The organism is Marinobacter daepoensis DSM 16072 (assembly GCF_000421165.1).
Lineage (GTDB): Bacteria > Pseudomonadota > Gammaproteobacteria > Pseudomonadales > Oleiphilaceae > Marinobacter > Marinobacter daepoensis.
Genome location: NZ_ATWI01000012.1, coordinates 237,021 through 253,680, shown reverse-complemented (window position 1 = coordinate 253,680; position 16,660 = coordinate 237,021). Strand labels below are relative to the sequence as shown.

General features: G+C 59.8%; 14 protein-coding genes. 10 read left to right on the top strand and 4 right to left on the bottom strand.

What is annotated here, in order from left to right; all coding sequences use genetic code 11:
- The first annotated feature begins 18 nt into the window (after positions 1-18).
- On the top strand, positions 19-1,737 hold the full coding sequence (locus K325_RS0115060; RefSeq protein WP_029655096.1) for a sensor domain-containing diguanylate cyclase: 1,719 nt from the start codon (positions 19-21) through the stop codon (positions 1,735-1,737).
- Between the two features lie 71 nt (positions 1,738-1,808).
- Positions 1,809-3,797, top strand: a complete 1,989-nt coding sequence (locus tag K325_RS0115055) for a ribonuclease R family protein (protein ID WP_029655095.1) — start codon at positions 1,809-1,811, stop codon at positions 3,795-3,797.
- Between the two features lie 9 nt (positions 3,798-3,806).
- On the opposite strand, the gene K325_RS0115050 is transcribed toward K325_RS0115055, so the two are convergent.
- Positions 3,807-4,700, bottom strand: coding sequence for an acyltransferase (locus tag K325_RS0115050; protein WP_029655094.1), 894 nt, complete (start codon positions 4,698-4,700; stop codon positions 3,807-3,809).
- 181 nt (positions 4,701-4,881) lie between these two features.
- Here K325_RS0115050 and K325_RS0115045 point away from each other — a divergent pair, with 181 nt between their 5' ends.
- The 5 genes from K325_RS0115045 (at position 4,882) to K325_RS0115025 (ending at position 10,382) form a co-directional block, all read left to right on the top strand.
- Positions 4,882-6,033: an alpha/beta fold hydrolase gene (locus K325_RS0115045; protein ID WP_029655093.1), complete on the top strand. Its 1,152-nt coding sequence runs from the start codon at positions 4,882-4,884 to the stop codon at positions 6,031-6,033.
- Between the two features lie 53 nt (positions 6,034-6,086).
- Positions 6,087-6,998: a LysR family transcriptional regulator gene (locus K325_RS0115040; RefSeq protein ID WP_029655092.1), complete on the top strand. Its 912-nt coding sequence runs from the start codon at positions 6,087-6,089 to the stop codon at positions 6,996-6,998.
- A gap of 143 nt (positions 6,999-7,141) precedes the next feature.
- Positions 7,142-8,359 (top strand): multidrug effflux MFS transporter, encoded by a 1,218-nt coding sequence (locus K325_RS0115035; RefSeq protein ID WP_029655091.1) that lies wholly within the window; start codon positions 7,142-7,144, stop codon positions 8,357-8,359.
- 109 nt (positions 8,360-8,468) lie between these two features.
- Positions 8,469-8,966, top strand: a complete 498-nt coding sequence (gene tpx / locus K325_RS0115030; protein WP_029655090.1) for a thiol peroxidase — start codon at positions 8,469-8,471, stop codon at positions 8,964-8,966.
- A gap of 93 nt (positions 8,967-9,059) precedes the next feature.
- A complete protein-coding gene (locus tag K325_RS0115025; protein ID WP_029655089.1) occupies positions 9,060-10,382 on the top strand; it encodes an MATE family efflux transporter in 1,323 nt (440 codons plus the stop codon).
- A 3-nt stretch (positions 10,383-10,385) separates the two neighbouring features.
- On the opposite strand, the gene K325_RS0115020 is transcribed toward K325_RS0115025, so the two are convergent.
- Entirely contained in the window at positions 10,386-10,811 is a 426-nt protein-coding gene (locus K325_RS0115020) for a thioesterase family protein (protein WP_029655088.1), read from the bottom strand.
- Between the two features lie 137 nt (positions 10,812-10,948).
- Between K325_RS0115020 and K325_RS0115015 the strand changes: the two genes are divergently transcribed.
- A complete protein-coding gene (locus K325_RS0115015) occupies positions 10,949-12,583 on the top strand; it encodes an MBL fold metallo-hydrolase (protein WP_029655087.1) in 1,635 nt (544 codons plus the stop codon).
- A gap of 5 nt (positions 12,584-12,588) precedes the next feature.
- Here the strand turns inward: K325_RS0115015 and K325_RS18460 are convergent, their stop codons facing one another.
- Entirely contained in the window at positions 12,589-12,747 is a 159-nt protein-coding gene (locus K325_RS18460; RefSeq protein WP_036193635.1) for a YqaE/Pmp3 family membrane protein, read from the bottom strand.
- A gap of 200 nt (positions 12,748-12,947) precedes the next feature.
- Between K325_RS18460 and K325_RS0115005 the strand changes: the two genes are divergently transcribed.
- Both K325_RS0115005 and K325_RS0115000 read left to right on the top strand, forming a co-directional pair.
- Positions 12,948-14,342, top strand: coding sequence for a succinylglutamate desuccinylase/aspartoacylase family protein (locus tag K325_RS0115005; RefSeq protein ID WP_029655086.1), 1,395 nt, complete (start codon positions 12,948-12,950; stop codon positions 14,340-14,342).
- 64 nt (positions 14,343-14,406) lie between these two features.
- Complete coding sequence (locus K325_RS0115000; protein WP_051146674.1) at positions 14,407-15,339, top strand: DMT family transporter; 933 nt, start codon at positions 14,407-14,409, stop codon at positions 15,337-15,339.
- On the opposite strand, the gene K325_RS0114995 is transcribed toward K325_RS0115000, so the two are convergent.
- The gene (locus K325_RS0114995; RefSeq protein WP_029655084.1) at positions 15,327-16,520 is read right to left on the bottom strand and encodes a MalY/PatB family protein; all 1,194 of its coding nucleotides are present in this window, start codon (positions 16,518-16,520) and stop codon (positions 15,327-15,329) included. The two genes, K325_RS0115000 and K325_RS0114995, sit on opposite strands and share 13 nt — an antisense overlap.
- Positions 16,521-16,660 lie beyond the last annotated feature (140 nt).

The window sequence follows — 16,660 nt, the reverse complement described above, 5'->3', positions numbered from 1 at the left end:
GACTGGCAAGGACACATTTTGAGCCTCAAAACCCGCATTCTCGGGCTGGCCGCCCTATTGATCATCGCGGCGGGCACCGCCTCCTGGCTCGCTTACCGGGCACTCTCTGACGACATCGTCGAACGCTGGGGGCAACAGGTCGCCGAGATTCAGGTGCGCTACGACAGCGCCCGCCTGCTGCAATCACTGGAACGGGAGATCGGGCTGGCCCAGCAGATGGCCCGCTCATCGGCCCTGCTTCAGTGGGCTGGCGCACCGGACAATCCCACGCTCAAAGCCCGGGCCATCCGCCAGATGGAAAGCTTCAGGGGCAACTTCCGCGATAACAGCTATTTTGTCGCCCTCCGTGAAAATGGCCATTACTACTACAACAATGCCGATAACGAGTACGCCGGCAACCAGTTCCGCTATGTGCTCGATCCCGATAAGCCAGACGATGCCTGGTTCTTTCAGTTACTCCAGGAAGGCCGGGACTTTCATCTGAACGTGAACCCGGACACCGAGCTGGGCGTTACCAAACTGTGGATTGATGTACTCATGCGCGACGACAACCAGCAGGTTGTCGGGATGGTGGGTACAGGATTGAATCTTGATGATTTTCTGCAGGACATTGTCGATATCGGCCAGGATGGCATCACCACCCTGTTTGTAGACTATAACGGTGCCATACAGCTCTACCGGGACCGCAACTACATCGACTTTGCCAGCATCATCAAACCGGAAGGCCAGAAAAACACGGTCGACCTCCTGTTTGATGACCCACAGGACAAACAGCAGATTCTCGGCATGCTGCAAATACTGAAGCGCCGAAATGGCGAACAGGGTGCCGTAGAAAGCGGTTTCGTGACGGTGAACGACCGAAAACATCTGGCTGGCGTGGCGTTTCTGCCGGCAATCGGCTGGTTTGAAATCACCCTGCTTGATCTGGACACACTGATACCAAGAAGCTACCTGTGGCCATTGGTGGCGGTGTTTCTGGCCAGCCTGCTGATCACTCTGGCCCTGTTTCACCAGATCATTCAGTCCCGGATTCTCAGGCCGGTGCTCAGTCTCGAAGAGGCCGTCCATCGGCTTCGGAACGGGCGCTTTGATCTGCCTTATCTGCCTAAACCGGACAACGAGATCGGTCGCCTGGTCGATCATTTCGAAAAGATGTCCCACGCCTTGCGAAACACCACCCGGGAGCTGGAACAGCAAGTCGCCCGGCGCACCGAAGAACTGCAACGTCTTGCCCGGATAGACGCCCTGACCGGGCTGAAGAACCGTCGGGGCCTGGACGAAGTCATGAGCGAGCAGATCCAGCGCGCCGAACGGGAACAGACAGGCTTTGGCTTGCTCTGGCTAGACATTGATCACTTCAAAACCATCAACGATACGCTGGGGCATCAGGCGGGCGACGACATTCTGTGCCGGGTTGCCCTGTGGCTGAAAGCCGCCGTGCGCCCCTACGACCACCCCGGACGTTGGGGGGGCGATGAATTCGTGGTTCTGCTTTCCCCGTGTGACCCGGCCACGCTGGAACAGATTGCCTGCCGCATCCGCACCAGTGTCGAGAAAGAAAGCCAGCGCACCGGCAGCGCCATCACCATCAGTGTCGGTGGCTATTTCTGCCCGCCGGGAGAAGACCTGGACACCCTGCTACGCATCGCGGATCAGGCGCTTTACGAGGCCAAGCGAAGCGGCCGCAACCGGGTCTGTATCCACACCGCCACAGGCAAAGAAATTCATCCGGCCTGACAGATCTGACTCACACAGGCAGAACCGTTATACTCCGCTGCAACACACTTTATTAATCAGGTTATTTTTTCATGCTCAACGCCGACGCTCTCAATCAGTTGCGCCAGCTGAAAACCGACATCAAACAAAACAAGGTGGTGTTCCCCGGAACCGTCAAATCCACCAACGGACGCTTCGGCTTTGTGGCCCTGGATGAGGGCCGGGACGTGTTCCTGCCACCGGAGGAAATGCAGAAAGTCCTGCCTGGTGACCGGGTGAACGTTACCGAGCACGAGGTTGAAAAAGGCAAAACCCAAGGGGTTGTGGACGAACTGCTGGAATCACACCTGACCACTTTCGTTGGCCGCTACCTGATCAAAGGCAAAGGTCATTTTGTGGCACCGGAAACGCCGGGGATCAACCGCTGGGTATTCATCCCCCCCAAAGAGCGCATGGGTGCCCAGCCAGACGATTTCATTTACTGTCAGATCCACCGGCATCCGATCAAGGATGGCAAGGGCCAGGCCAAAGTACTTCGAGTGATTGGCAAAGCGGGCGAGCCCGGCATCGAACGTGCCCTGACGCTCGCCAGTTTCGACCTGGCCGACACCTGGCCTGAAGAAGTCCGGAACCAGGCCGACGCGCTCAGCGAAGAAACCGTTGCAACGCTCAGCGAAGGGCGCGAAGACCGTACCGCTCAACCCTACGTAACCATCGACAGCCCGGGCACGCAGGATATGGACGACGCCCTGATGGCGACCCCCAATGCCACTGGCTGGACCCTGTCGATTGCCATCGCCGATCCGACCACCCTGGTTGAACCTGGCAGCCCGGCAGAAGAAGAGGCCTTCAACCGGGCTACCGCCATCTATTTCCCTGGCGAACCACTGCCCATGCTGCCTGATACCATCAGCACCCGGCTATGTTCGCTGATGCCAGAGGTGCCGCGACTGGCTCTGGTGTGCGACCTACAGGTCAATAACGACGGCAGTCTGGGTGACTACAGTTTCCATCAGGCCACCATTCGTTCGCAGGGCAAGCTGAGCTACGAACTGGTCTCCCACCTGATTGAGGGCCGGGAAGACGACGAAATCAATGCGCTGCCTGAAGCCGTCGCCAACAGCCTGGATCAACTGCACCAGGTGGCAACCGCGTTGCGCAAGTGGCGTTCTGAGCACGCCTTGCTCAGCGGTGACCGCCCTGAGTTCCGGCTTCGGCTGGACGAGAACAAGCGTATCCGTGTGATCGAGCCGGCGGTCTCAAATGAAGCCCATCGTCTGGTGGAAGAGTGCATGGTGGCGGCCAATCGCTGCGCCGCAGACTTTCTGGAGAGGCAGGGAGCGGGCTTGTTTATCCAGCACCCCGGACTGCGGGATGACCGGGCCGACAATATCCGGAAGTTGCTGGAAGGCTACGCCCCGCATCTGGCAGAGCTCGACGCGCACAGTGCCGATGGATTCCGGGCGCTGATGAAGCACACCGACGCACTTGAGGCCGAGGTGCCCGTCAAAGCGATCCTGTCCCGCCAACTGGCCCGGGCCGAACTGGCTTTTGAGCCCGCACCGCATCAGGGCATGGGGCTGGCGGCTTATACCACCTTTACTTCACCGCTGCGTAAGTTTTCAGACTTCTACGTTCATCGGTTGATCAAAGCTGCCCTGTGGGATCAACCGACCAAGGCCCTCAACCCGCAGCAACTGGAAAGCCTGCAGGCTTCCCAGATCCGTGCACGGATGGCCGCCAACACGTTGGAAACCTGGCTGAAAAGCGACTACGCCAAGGGCCTGCCCGCCGAGGAGCCCATGGACGGCACCATCACCCGCACCCTGCCTTCAGGCTTTTTCGTGCGCCTGGACAGCAACGGGCTGGAAGGGTTTGTGAGCTGCAAAGACCTGGAAGGCAAGTTCAGCTTTGATCCGGTCACCCTGCGCCTGGTGCACAACAAAAATGGCCGGATTTTCCAACTGGACCAGCGGGTAACCGTCTGCTTTTCCGGTGTCGACGAGGAACGCCGTCAGATCAACTTCAAACTGCAGAGTGCCGAGGAAATCCCGGCCAGCACCAGCAACGAGAGCGACTGAACCGCCTCCTCAGCGGTTCAGCATTCGGGCCAGGCGCTCATCCTTCGCCTGCCAGAGTGCACCCAGCCACTCCTTGACGTTCCGGCGATGCTCCGCATCGCTGGAGTAGTCCTTGCCCTTCAGGTTGTCCGGAATGGCCTGAGTATCAATCGTCAGGAGGATTTCCGGCACCTTACCGCACATAAATTCCCAAAAGGTAGGCGCTCCGTTCGGATAGGCAATGGTGACATCCACCAGCGTGTCAATGGAGTCTCCCATGGCATCCAGCACAAACGCCACACCTCCGGCCTTCGGTACCAGAAGATGCTGATAGGGTGATTTCTGACGGGCGTGCTTGGCGGGTGTGAACCGGGTACCTTCCACAAAATTCATGACACTGACCGGGGTGTAGCGAAATTTTTCACAGGCCTGACGAGTGGCCTTCAGGTCATCCCCGCGTTTCTCCGGGTGCTTGATCAGATACTCACGGCTATAGCGTTTCATAAACGGAAAATCCAGCCCCCACCAGGCCAGGCCAATCACCGGCACCCAGATCAGCTGCTGTTTCAGGAAAAACTTCAGAAACGGTGCCTGGCGGTTAAACACACGCTGCATGGCCAGGATATCCACCCAGCTCTGGTGATTGCTGAGCACCAGATACCAGCTTTCGCGCTTGAGCTGATCGGCACCCTCAACCTGCCAGTCGGTCTTCTGGGTGAGTTTCATCCAGCCTGTGTTACAGGCCACCCAGGATTCCGAAATCCAGATAATCACCCGTGTACAGAGCACCCGAAACCCCTGGTGCGGAATGATCAGCTTAAACACTGCCGGGATATACAGCAGTATGCACCAGAATAACGTGTTAAGACCGATGAGCAACGCATTGAGCACGCCAATAACGGGAGCAGGCAGGAAGCTGAGCATGGTAATCCTGTTGTGGTTGTTGTTTCCGAGGCCCGCCATCATAGCAATCCGTCGGCGCCTTGGGCAGTGGCCCGAAGTGACCATCGTGCCGGTCAGATCTGACGGGTATGCCATGGCTAAGGCACGGAGCTCGCTCTATGCTTTGCCCTGTCACGCACTTGCCTTTCCACGGACTCCTTATATGCGCAATCCGCTCAGAACAGCCATCAAGACTTCTTCCGGCATCGCCCGCCAAAGCGCGCTCTACGCTGGCAACGCCTTTGATCGAGTGTTCCGTGCCGCCAGCCTGGTGCAGGCGGGCCAGACCCCGTTCGAAACGCTGTACAGTAACGGACTGGTCAGTCTGCGGCACTATCTGCCCTTGCAGGAAGACGCCATTGAACTGGATGGCCTCGTCATCCCCGTGGAACAGACCCGCCATCGCACGCCGATTGTCATCATTCCTCCGCTGGCAGTGAACATGCTGATATACGACCTGTTCCCCCAGCGCAGTCTGGTTCGCTTTCTCAGGGCCAAAGGTTTCGATGTGTACCTTATTGACTGGGGCACTCCCGGTCGCGAGCACACCCACTACAACATGCACACCTATGTGGCGGAACTGTTGCCGGATTACCTGAACCGGGTACGGGAGCACAGTGGCGAGCAGGAGCTGTCGCTGCACGGCTGGAGCATGGGCGGCATGTTCACCCTGTTCTACTCAGCCCTGAGCCAGGACCAGCATATCCGCAACGCGGTTGTCCTGGGGTTACCTATCGACAGCCACGCCTCCGGCCTTATCGGCTGGATGTATCAACGCCTGGCCGATGTCGCCGATCAGGTCCGGAAACGGACCGGGTTCCGGCTGCACGACCTCAAGCCGCACTGGTTCCACACACCCGGTTGGGCCAACACCATTGGCTTCAAGCTCTCCAATCCGGTGGGCAGCGTGATGGGCTACTGGGAGCTGATCGTGCGGCTGGGCGACCGGGAATTCGTGACCAGTCACGCCACCACCTCAGCTTTTCTGGACCGGATGGTGGCGTACCCCGGCGGCGTCATCCAGGACACAGTGGTCCGGGTCTGGATCGACAACCAGCTGGCCAGAGGAGAAATCCAGATCGGTGAAGATGTCGCACGGCTTGAAAATGTAAACGCCAACTTACTGGCCATCGCAGGGCAGGAGGACACACTGGCCACACCCGGTGCGGCCAAACGGGTGATGGACCACGTCAGCTCCACGGATAAGACCTTCCGGGTGGCCCCCGGTGGGCACATGGGGATACTGGCCGGAAGCAAAGCGCCCCGGGCATCCTGGCTTGAGCTGGCCGACTGGTTGGCAGCACGATCTGACTAAGGGGTTGGCCGAACCACTTACCTGAATAGGCTTACTGCTTTAAACTGCCACCCATGAAACCTGTTGATATGTTGAGCCTGGACCTTCGGTCCCTGGCAACGTTTGTGGCGGTACTGGACGAGGGCAGCGTCTCCCGGGCCGCCATTCGCCTGGGCGTCACCCAATCGGCCGTGAGCCACACACTGGAACGCCTGCGTCAGGCGTTTGGCGACCCCCTGTTCGTAAAATCCGGGCGTGGCATCGTACCCACCGATTACGCCATGCGCACCGGCCCCCATATCCGGCAATTGCTGGACGACCTTCGCACCTTGCCGTCCGGGCCTCCGTTTGAACCGGCCTCCGCCGAATTCACCTTCACCATCGCTGCCAACGATTATCAGCGGGACCTGCTCCTGCCCGGTCTGCTGACAATCCTGAGGCAGCAGGCACCGGGAATCCGGATTCAGGTGATTCCATCCGGCATCCCCAATGCCGATATGCTGCGTAAAGAAGCCTGCGACCTGATCATCAGCCCCCATGCGCCGGAAACCACAGACATCATGCAACGCGGGCTGATGGGCGACCGCATGGTTGTGTTCTACGACCCGGATCATCGCAGCGCACCGTCCGATCTGGCGGCGTACCTGAAAGCCGATCATATCGCCCTTATGTTTACGGCAGGCGAGCGCCTGGGGTTCGAAAGCACGCTGCAAGCCAAGGGTCTGATACGCAACAATCTGGTCACTGTCTCCAATTTTTCCGGCCTGCCGGAGTTTCTTCGGGGTACCGATATGCTGGCCACCGCTCCACAACGTATGAGCAGCCAGCTCATGCGGGACTTCGCCTGGGTCCCGCTACCCTTCGACTACAAACCGTTTACCCTGCTCATGCTGTGGCACCGCCGCCACCAGAACGATCCGGCCCATCGCTGGTTGCGCAACCAGGTCAATTCCGTCGCGGCCACCATGAACGGCCTGAACGATTAATCAATCAGTTTTGTTCATGTATTGCATGAAACCGTAAGCCGTTATCTAAACGCGAAACAAGTTCTAGACTTCCTCCTCCTTACGCCGGGTGACCCAGGCAGGCATACGCCTGCCAGCGCCGGACACCAAAGACAGGAAGAACCGTGCTCGCACTCACAAGCATCTGGACCACCATACTGCTGGCTGCCGCCGTGGCCCTCGGGCCGCTGGCCGTTGATATGTACCTGCCGGCCCTGCCTCAGATTGGTGCCGACTTCCATACCGGCACCGACCAGGTGCAGCTCACTCTGAGCCTTTACCTGGCGGGATTCGCCCTTGCCCAACTGATCTGCGGCCCGCTGGCAGACCGCTTCGGACGAAAACCCATCATGGTAGGCGGCTTTCTGCTGTTTGCGCTTGCCAGCGTCGGCTGTGCCCTGGCCACCAATATTGAAACCCTTCAGTTAAGCCGCTTCCTGCAGGCTCTGGGTGGGTCGGCCGGCCCGGTGCTCGGCCGGGCCATCGTCCGGGACATCTACACGCCCCGGGACGCCGCCAAAATTCTCGCTCTGCTTGCCAGCATCATGGCTCTGGCCCCAGCCGTTGCGCCAACCCTGGGCGGCCTCATGGTGGCGGGCTTCAGCTGGCACTGGATCTTTATCGCCATGGGCGGCTATGCCCTGCTGATGGCCGCCGTCACCGCCTTCGGTATTCCGGAACCCCTGCCGCCGTCACACCGGCAACCGTTGCGCCCTCGCCAACTGTTCGCCAACTACCGCCGCATCAGCACCGATGCCAGCTTTCTGGGTTATACCCTGACCAACGCGGCTATCTATGGTGGTCTGTTTGCCTTTTTATCCGGCGCCTCCTTCGTACTGATCGATGTCCTCGGGGTTAAACCCGAGCATTTTGGCCTCTACTTTGCCTCCATGGTCGCGGGCTACATCGCCGGCAATCTGGGTTCCATACGTCTGGCCCGATACCTCAGCCCCGACCAGATCCTGCTCTACGGCCTGATCACCTCGCTCGTCGGCGGAGCCGCCATGGCTTTGCTGGCTTACCAGCATGTACACAGTCCATGGGCTGTCATGATTCCCCAGGCTATTTTCATGGCAGGCACCGGCCTGGCCTTGCCCCAGTGCATGGCGGGTGCCCTGGCCAATTTCCCAACCATGGCTGGCTCAGCCTCTGCCCTGTTCGGGTTTATCCAGATGACCGCGGCTGCCATCGCCGGCGCGCTTGTCGGCGCGCTGCACAACGGCACCCCACTGGTGATGGCGACCATCATTGCCCTGTGCGCGGGTCTGGCCATGATCGCTTACCTGCTGCTGGCACAACGCTACCCCGCAAAAGCCTTCGAGACACCGAATGCCAGTGTCTGAGGGTTGTTCATGGATAGGATTTGCACCAAGCTCAGGGTGAAATGTCATCCAAATTAGGCTAAACAGTGTAAATTGCAGAACATAAAACCAATGAACCGAGGAGCAGACCATGAGCAATGTCACCCTGGACGGCAACCCTGTTGAACTGAGCGGAAAATTTCCCCAACCAGGCGAGAACGTGCCGCCCTTCACCCTGACCAGCAGTGGCCTGGAAGAAGTGAAGCTTGAGCAATGGGCCGGAAAACGCAAAATTCTGAACATCATCCCGAGCATCGACACTGGAGTCTGCGCCGCCAGTACCCGAAAGTTCAATGAACAGGCTGGCAGCCTCGATAACACCGTCGTCCTCGTCATCTCCGCCGACCTGCCCTTCGCCGCGTCCCGGTTCTGCGGCGCAGAAGGCCTGAAAAACGTAGAAACCCTGTCCACTTTCCGCAACTACAGCTTCCAGCAGGACTATGGTGTCGCTATCCAGAACGGCCCCCTCGCAGGCCTCTGCACAAGGGCAGTCGTGGTTCTGGACGAGAATAACAAGGTGATTCACAGCGAACTGGTCAGCGAAATCAAAAATGAGCCGGACTACGATGCGGCGTTGAGCGTGCTCTGAACCAAGCCCGTTACTGAACCCTTACCCGTAAAGCGCCCGGACCCGTTCGGGCGTCATCCCCGCCAAACCCAACACCAGGGTCCCCGAACTAACGTGCAAAACCGCCTGCAAAATGCCTCACTGGGCCGCCAGCTCTACCACATGACCTGGCCCATGCTGTTTGGGGTACTCTCCCTGATGACATTCCAGCTCACCGACAGCGCATTTGTCGGGCAACTGGGGCGCGACCCGCTGGCCGCGCTGGGGTTCACAGTCCCCATGCAACAGCTGGTCAGCGGCATGTATGTCGGCCTGGGCATCGCCACCACCGCGATCATCTCCCGCACCCTCGGCGAAGGCGACAACCTGCGGGCACAGCGTCTGGGAGGGCTCGTCGTGGCCATTGGCGCCACGCTGGCGATGATCCTGTGTCTGTCCGTGTGGCTGTTGCAGAGCCTGATTCTGGATCTGCTCGGCGCCGAAGACGCCCTGAGACCGGCGATTCGCGAGTACTGGATACCCTGGCTGCTTTCAGCCTGGACCGGTGCCATGGTCTACTTCAGTTATTCGGTGTGCCGGGCCAACGGGGATACCCGGTTACCGGGCTACCTGATGATCGTCACCAGCCTGCTCAACATCGCCCTCGACCCTCTGTACATTTTTGTGTTTGGCTGGGGCTTGCCGGGAGCAGCCTGGGCGACCATCACCGCGTTTGGCCTCGGGGCGGTGATCGTCTACCCCACCCTGCTCAAACGCCAGTGGCTCCGGTTTGATCTGCTGCAGCTACAACTCGCTCAGGCCATTCGCCAACTCGGCAGCATCATGGCTCCGGCCATGATCAGCCAACTGATGCCCCCGGTTTCTGCGATGCTGGCCACCGCACTGGTCGCGGGCTTCGGGTCGGCCGCTGTCGCCGCCTGGGGGCTGGGCACTCGCCTGGAGTTCTTTTCCATTGTGGTGGTCCTGGCGCTGACCATGTCCATGCCCCCCATGATTGGCCGCTTGCTGGGCGCGGGGGAAATCGGGAAAATCCGCAAGCTGGTTCGTCTTGCGGTACGCTTCATCGTGATCTGGCAACTGGCCATCGGTCTGATCTGGCTGGCCGCCTCCGGCGCCGTCTCCGCCCTGTTCAGCCCAGATGCCGGCGTACAGGACATTCTGTTCAGCTATTTGCTCCGGGTACCGTTGAGCTACAGTGGCCTGGGCGTTTGCATCCTGATGGTCTCCGTCAACAATGCGCTGGGCCTGCCCATGCGCGCGCTGCTGATCTCTACCCTCAGACTGTTTGCCTGTTACCTGCCGCTGCTCTGGATTGGCGGGCAATGGTCGGGGTTGTCGGGGCTGATGTCCGGAGCCCTGGTGGGTAATCTGCTGGCCGGAGTGATGGCCTACAGCCTGTACCGCCAGGGCATGGCCCGATTACGGGAGCAGGCCTGATGCTCAGCCAAAGCGGGCGCGAAAGGCTTCGGGGATCGGAGTAACCTCACGGCTTTCGTAATTGAAAAACACAAAACCGTACTTGGCCATAGCCACCGCCTGGCCGCTGTCGGCCTTGGTCACCCGGAAAACAAAATCCCCCCCGTATTTGTTGAAATCCATCAGCCCGACTTCGAATCTCAGCAGGTCCGGGTAGAAAGACTCGCCCTGGTACATGGTTGCCAGGTCGGTGACGATGATCCCGATGCCGTTGTGGGCGCCTTCCTCAAACCCGTATGCTTCCAGAAACTGGGCCCGGGCTTCAGACAACATGGAGATCAGGGCATCATTGCCCAGATGGTTGGCACCATTGATGTCCGTGATACGAACCGGTAAACGGGTTTCAAAGGTGAAAGCGGTGTCGGGAAAATCAAGTTTGATTCTGGCCACGTCGGGTTCCTGAGTCTGATCCTGAATAGTGGCCCGCATCATACTCCGACCTTAGTCGCTTCTCATCCTGTGGGTGGTTCAGGTATCTTGCTAAAGGTTACCCGTACTCATAAAACCAATAAGACATTGAGAAAATGATGGATATTCGCCCTGCTGCCACGCTGGTTCTCACTCGCGATACCGACAACGGCCTGGAAGTTCTGCTGCTGCAACGCACCTGGGACGCCGTGTTCCTTCCTGGTTACTACGTGTTCCCCGGCGGTGCCGTGAACTCCCAGGAACCAGAAGGCCGGGCCCATACCGTTGGGGTGGAAGATAGCGACATCAGCCAGACCATGAGCCTGGACGAAGGTGGCGCAGATTACATGCTGGCAGCCGTGCGCGAGTGTTTTGAGGAAGCCGGAATACTGCTGGCCCAGGACCGGCCCGGGCATCTGATTGACGGGAACCATTCGGTCCATGATGAACGGGAGGCATTGTTCCGGGAGGAGATTTCTCTGGCCCGGTTGTGCACAAAGCACGGTTTAACCATTCCTCTTGACCGGCTCGCCTACCTTAGCCACTGGGTCACCCCCCCCGGGCCACCACGGCGGTTTGATACCCGTTTCTTTGTCGCCGTTGCCCCTGAAGGCCAGGTGGCAAGCCATGACGGCACCGAGACGATCGACCACCTATGGATGTCCCCGGCACAGGCATTGGAAGAACACCGTGCCGGCGACCGGCTGCTCGGTTTGCCAACCATCCGGACCCTGCGGGTATTAAGCGAATTCAGCACCACGGGCGAACTGATGCGGTACGCCCATGCCAACCCGCCCGAAGCATTTCCGGACCAACCCTGGCCAGCAATGCGCAAGGGTAGGCCTGTCATGCTGGAGCCGAACGCGCCCGCCTACGATGAAGCCGTAAAACTGGACCCGGAGGCGGAGGGGTCAACCTGCGCCGAGATTCTTCCGGGTGAACCCGTGGAAGTGGCATCCGGGGTGTTGCGTTTGACGGCGCCGAATCCCGGGATGATGACCGGGCCGGGCACCAACACCTACCTTCTTGGCCACGAACGCTTTACCGTCCTGGACCCAGGCCCCGCCAACGACGCGCACATCGCACGGATTCTGGAGCTGACCGGCGGCGTGATCGATCAGGTGCTGGTAACTCACACTCATCTGGATCATTCCCCGGCGGTCGCACAACTCAAAGCACACACCGGCTGCCGGGTGTTTGGCTGGCCAGCCCCCGAAGGTGCGGGCCAGGACAGGGAGTTTCGGCCGGATGACCAGCCGGCCCACGGGGACCTGATTGTTACAGAGGCCGGTATCCTGAAGGTGCTTTCTACCCCCGGCCATGCGTCAAACCATCTGTGTTATCTGCTGCTTGAGCAGGAGTTGCTGTTTTCAGGGGATCACATCATGCAGGGGTCCACGGTGGTCATTAACCCGCCAGACGGGGACATGAAAGCCTACATCGACTCCATGTACGACCTGCTCGCCGAGTCCGTGCGCTTTATCGCGCCCGCCCACGGTTTCCTGATGGGGCAACCGGCCGCGGTCATTGATTATCTGATTACACACCGGCTGTCGAGGGAACACAAAGTCTGGCGCGCTCTGGAAGCCCTGTCACCGGTCAGTCTGAAAGACCTTACCGCCCGGGCCTACGACGATGTGCCGGCGGCCATCCATGGCCTGGCCGCCCGCTCGGCACTGGCCCACCTGCTGAAGCTGGAAGCGGAGCACCGGGCCTTTACCGAAGGCGATCTCTGGCACGCCGCGGCACCATAGCGCGGCTATTTCTTGGCAATCACCCACACAGCGTGAACGATGCCGGGAATGTAACCGAGGAGGGTCAGCAGGATATTGATCCAGAAATGCTTACCAATGCCTACCTGCAAAAAAACACCCAATGGCGGTAACAAAATCGCAACCAGAATTCGCAAAAGATCCATTCAGTTCTCTCCTTGGCGGACGTAAAACATTCATACCATTGCAAAACAGCAATGGTATGACATTTCACCATATCTCACCGGGAAAAACCCGCCCGGCTTTATGAAAGCGGTATTAAACCTCTGTCACAGCCGTATTCATGAACCTTGCGAGTCCCTATCCTTGGGGCCACACTGTCACATTGTCAGGTAGTTGAGGATTTATGCTGCAAGCAAGACTCCGACATTCAACCACAAGCGCACTCACCTTGCTGATCGTCGCCCTGGCCACTCCCGGCGCTCTGGCCGACGTGACGGTTGCCAAAACAAAGGCCACAACGCTCCTGGTGGCCGAACTGGCGGAAGATGAAAGCGTTGAGGACATCGAGCGTTCTGAACCCCGGCGGGACTCAGCCAGCGAGCCAGCCCGGCCTCCGGCCCCGGACGTCCCGGCGCCCGTCAACACTGAAGCCAGCACTATCCCGGCCGATAAACCCCGGGAAATCGCGCCCAACATTGATCTGAAAGAAGTCGCTCCCCTGCCAGAACCCGAACCGGCTCTGGCGGAGGACCGCGGAATACCGGTGGCGCCAGATGCCCCACCGGCTGAGCATGTCGCCCCGGAGGCCCTTGAGCCTGAACCGGCCGCGCCCGTCCCGGCGGAGAGTTTCACTCTGCTGGGGAAAGAAATCCTGCCAGGCACCGCCACGCGCCTGGCCTGGTCACCCGGCATTCAGATTGCCGGGCTGTCCCAGATAACACCCGTGCTTGTAGTAAACGGGGTAAACAAAGGGCCAACGCTTTGCCTGACCGCTGCGGTCCATGGCGACGAGCTCAACGGCATCGAGATCGTTCGGCGCACCATGTACGACCTGAACCCGGAAAAGCTCAGCGGTCGGGTTATCGGCGTCCCCATCGTGAATCTGACTGGTTTCCAGCAGGGCAGCCGATATCTGCCAGACCGCCGGGACCTCAACCGCCATTTCCCGGGCAGCCCGGACGGGACACTGGCCGACCGCATTGCCCATTCGCTCTTCAACAACGTGGTGCGCCACTGCAACATGCTGGTCGACATCCACACCGGATCACTGAAACGCACCAACCTGCCGCAGTTACGAGCGGATATGAACCATCCGGACGTGGCGGAATTCACCCGGGGCTTTGATCGCATGGCCGTTGTACACAGCTCCGGCTCGCCCGGCATGTTGCGATCTGCCGCCACCGATGCCGGTATCCGTGCTGTGACCCTGGAAGCCGGCGAATCTCTTCGTATTCAGGAGCATCAGATTGATGCCGGCGTGAACGGCCTGAACAGCCTGATGGAAAAACACGGCATGATTTCCCGGATGTTTGTCTGGGGCGATCCCGAACCGGTGTACTACGACTCAACCTGGATCCGCGCCCAGCATGGGGGCATTCTGTTCAGTGAAATCAAACTGGGTGCCACGGTGTCCGAGGGTGACATTCTTGGATACGTTGCTGACCCGATCACCAATGAGCAGCATCCGATTCGTGCTACCGCCGATGGCCGGGTGATTGGCATGGCGGTTGATCAGGTCGTGATGGCCGGGTTCGCCGCTTACCACATTGGTACGGAGGCACAAGTTCCGGGAGAGTAGTATGCTAGGCGTTTTCACATGACTTCAAACCCTTGGGGGCTGTGTGTCTGAAGGAAACGCCGCAATGCCAACTTCCGGTCAATCACTGGCTTACATCGGCCTGGTCCTGACCCCGTTGTTCTGGGCCGGGAATGCCGTGGTTGCCCGGGGCACCGTCGGGGACATTCCCCCGTTGTCCATGTCGTTCTGGCGCTGGGTCCTGGCGCTCGCCATTCTCTTGCCGTTCGGGCTTCCCGGCATCCTGCGACACCGCCGGGTCATCCGAGCGCACCTGGGCTCCATCGTTGCACTGGCCACCTTCAGCGTCGCGGCCTTCAACTCCCTGCTTTACGCGGCGGCCATGACCACAACAGCCACCAACATTGCCCTGATCAACGCCACTATCCCCATCTTTGTGGCTCTGCTGGCCTGGATACTGCTGGGTGACCGTACCCGCCCCACTCAGGTGGCGGGCATCGGGATGGCCATCGTCGGCATTCTCTGCGTGATTGCCCGGGGGGACCTGTCGGTGCTCACCGGCCTGCAGGCGCAGTCCGGTGATCTGATCATGGTAGGCGCGGTGTTCTGCTGGGGACTGTTCTCGGTTCTGCTGCGCCGGCAGGCCGTGCCGCTCCCGGCGCTGACGTTTCTGACCATCCAGATTCTGGTAGGCGCCCTCGTGCTTTTACCGGTGTATCTGACAGATCTGCTATTTTTCAGTGGCGGCTTTGAAGTGTCTCAGACCACCCTCCTGCCCTTGCTGTTCTTTGCCATCTTCCCCGGCATTCTGGCGTACGCATTCTGGAACCACGGGGTCCACAGTATCGGGCCTTCCAGGACAGCCATTTTTATGTACCTCACCCCGGTCTATGCGTCGGTGCTGGCCATTATATTCCTTGGAGAATCGCTCAGTCTTTTCCATCTAGTCGGCGGATCGCTCATTCTGGGCGGACTGATTCTTGCCACCCAAAGCAAGCGGCCTTTCCAGCGCCAGCTTGCCCGCACTCAGCAGCCCTGAATGCCCCGCGACAAGGCCGTTTCCAGGCGATCCAGAATCTGCCTCAGCAAGGCCCTCGGGCAGCCGATGTTCAGGCGCATAAAGCCGCTGCCCTGCTGACCAAAGCTGAGCCCGGGATTGAGACCAACACCCGCCTGCTGGACAAAAAAGCGTTTCAGGCCCGCATCGTCCAGCTGCAGCTCCCGGCAATCCAGCCACATCAGATAGGTGCCCTCGGGCGCGGACGTCCTGATACCGGGTAACCGGCGTCTGACCTCATCGACCACATAGTCGCGATTCCCCTTCAGGTAATCCATCAGTTCATCCCGCCAGGGACCGCCACCCCGATACCCCGCTTCAAACCCGGCAATACTGAATGGGTTGCACTGGGGCACATGCAACCGGTTGAACACCGCCTTCATCGCTGCACGCTGAGCGGGGTCCGGGATCACCAGCGCGGACAGCCCCAGCCCCGGCATGTTAAAGGTTTTACTCGGGGCGACGGCCGTGATCAACGGCTCTCCCGGTTCAGCCAGCGTCGCCAGTACCCGGTGGGCCGGCTTGTCAGGATAGGTCAGATCGCAGTGGATCTCGTCTGACAGAACCACCAGCCCGTGACGTCGGGCAATGCCCAGAATTGCCTTCAGCTCGGGCTCACCCCAGACACGCCCAACCGGATTGTGGGGCGAACATAACAGCAGGACCTTCGCATCGTCGCGGGCGGCACACTGCTCCAGACCATCAAGGTCCATGCGGTAAACGCCATCCTGATCCCGTTCCAGGGGGCTCTCGATCACCCGGCGCCCCGTATCCCGTACCGAGCTGAAAAACGGCGGGTACACCGGGGGCTGGATGATCACCCCATCACCGGGTTCGGCAAACGCCAGGCAGGCCGCGTTCAACGACGGCACCACCCCCGGCGCCATCACGATCCACTCTTGCTGAATGGCCCACCCGTGACGAGCCCGGAACCAGTCAATCATCGCGTCGTACAAACTGTCCGGGAACAACGTGTAACCATACACCGGGTGTTCCGCCCGTGCCTGCAAAGCCCGGGTAACGGCTTCCGGTGCCGGGAAGTCCATATCCGCCACCCAGGCCGGGATGATATCTTCGCGACCAAACACGGCCTTGCGGGCGTCGTATTTGACGGAGCAGGTGTGCTCTCTGGCAATCGTCTGGTCAAACAGGCTTTGGGTCACGACGCTCCCCCGGTTTATTGGTCCGTAAAGCCGCTATTGTGGTGGCCCCGGGCAACCACCGCAACCCGGAGCCACTCTCCGGCTTTCGTCGGAAGGACATGAATTTTGCTTGCCCAACCCACCCGATACTTGCGAACCTA

What these genes read in the sequence shown, in the direction of transcription:
- K325_RS0115040 (WP_029655092.1), top strand. Translation starts at nt 6,087, where the DNA reads ATGAAACCTGTTGATATGTTGAGCCTGGACCTTCGGTCCCTGGCAACG.
- K325_RS0115015 (WP_029655087.1), top strand. Translation starts at nt 10,949, where the DNA reads ATGGATATTCGCCCTGCTGCCACGCTGGTTCTCACTCGCGATACCGAC.
- K325_RS0115050 (WP_029655094.1), bottom strand. Translation starts at nt 4,700, where the DNA reads ATGCTCAGCTTCCTGCCTGCTCCCGTTATTGGCGTGCTCAATGCGTTG.
- K325_RS18460 (WP_036193635.1), bottom strand. Translation starts at nt 12,747, where the DNA reads ATGGATCTTTTGCGAATTCTGGTTGCGATTTTGTTACCGCCATTGGGT.
- K325_RS0115055 (WP_029655095.1), top strand. Translation starts at nt 1,809, where the DNA reads ATGCTCAACGCCGACGCTCTCAATCAGTTGCGCCAGCTGAAAACCGAC.
- K325_RS0115045 (WP_029655093.1), top strand. Translation starts at nt 4,882, where the DNA reads ATGCGCAATCCGCTCAGAACAGCCATCAAGACTTCTTCCGGCATCGCC.
- tpx (WP_029655090.1), top strand. Translation starts at nt 8,469, where the DNA reads ATGAGCAATGTCACCCTGGACGGCAACCCTGTTGAACTGAGCGGAAAA.
- K325_RS0115000 (WP_051146674.1), top strand. Translation starts at nt 14,407, where the DNA reads ATGCCAACTTCCGGTCAATCACTGGCTTACATCGGCCTGGTCCTGACC.
- K325_RS0115005 (WP_029655086.1), top strand. Translation starts at nt 12,948, where the DNA reads ATGCTGCAAGCAAGACTCCGACATTCAACCACAAGCGCACTCACCTTG.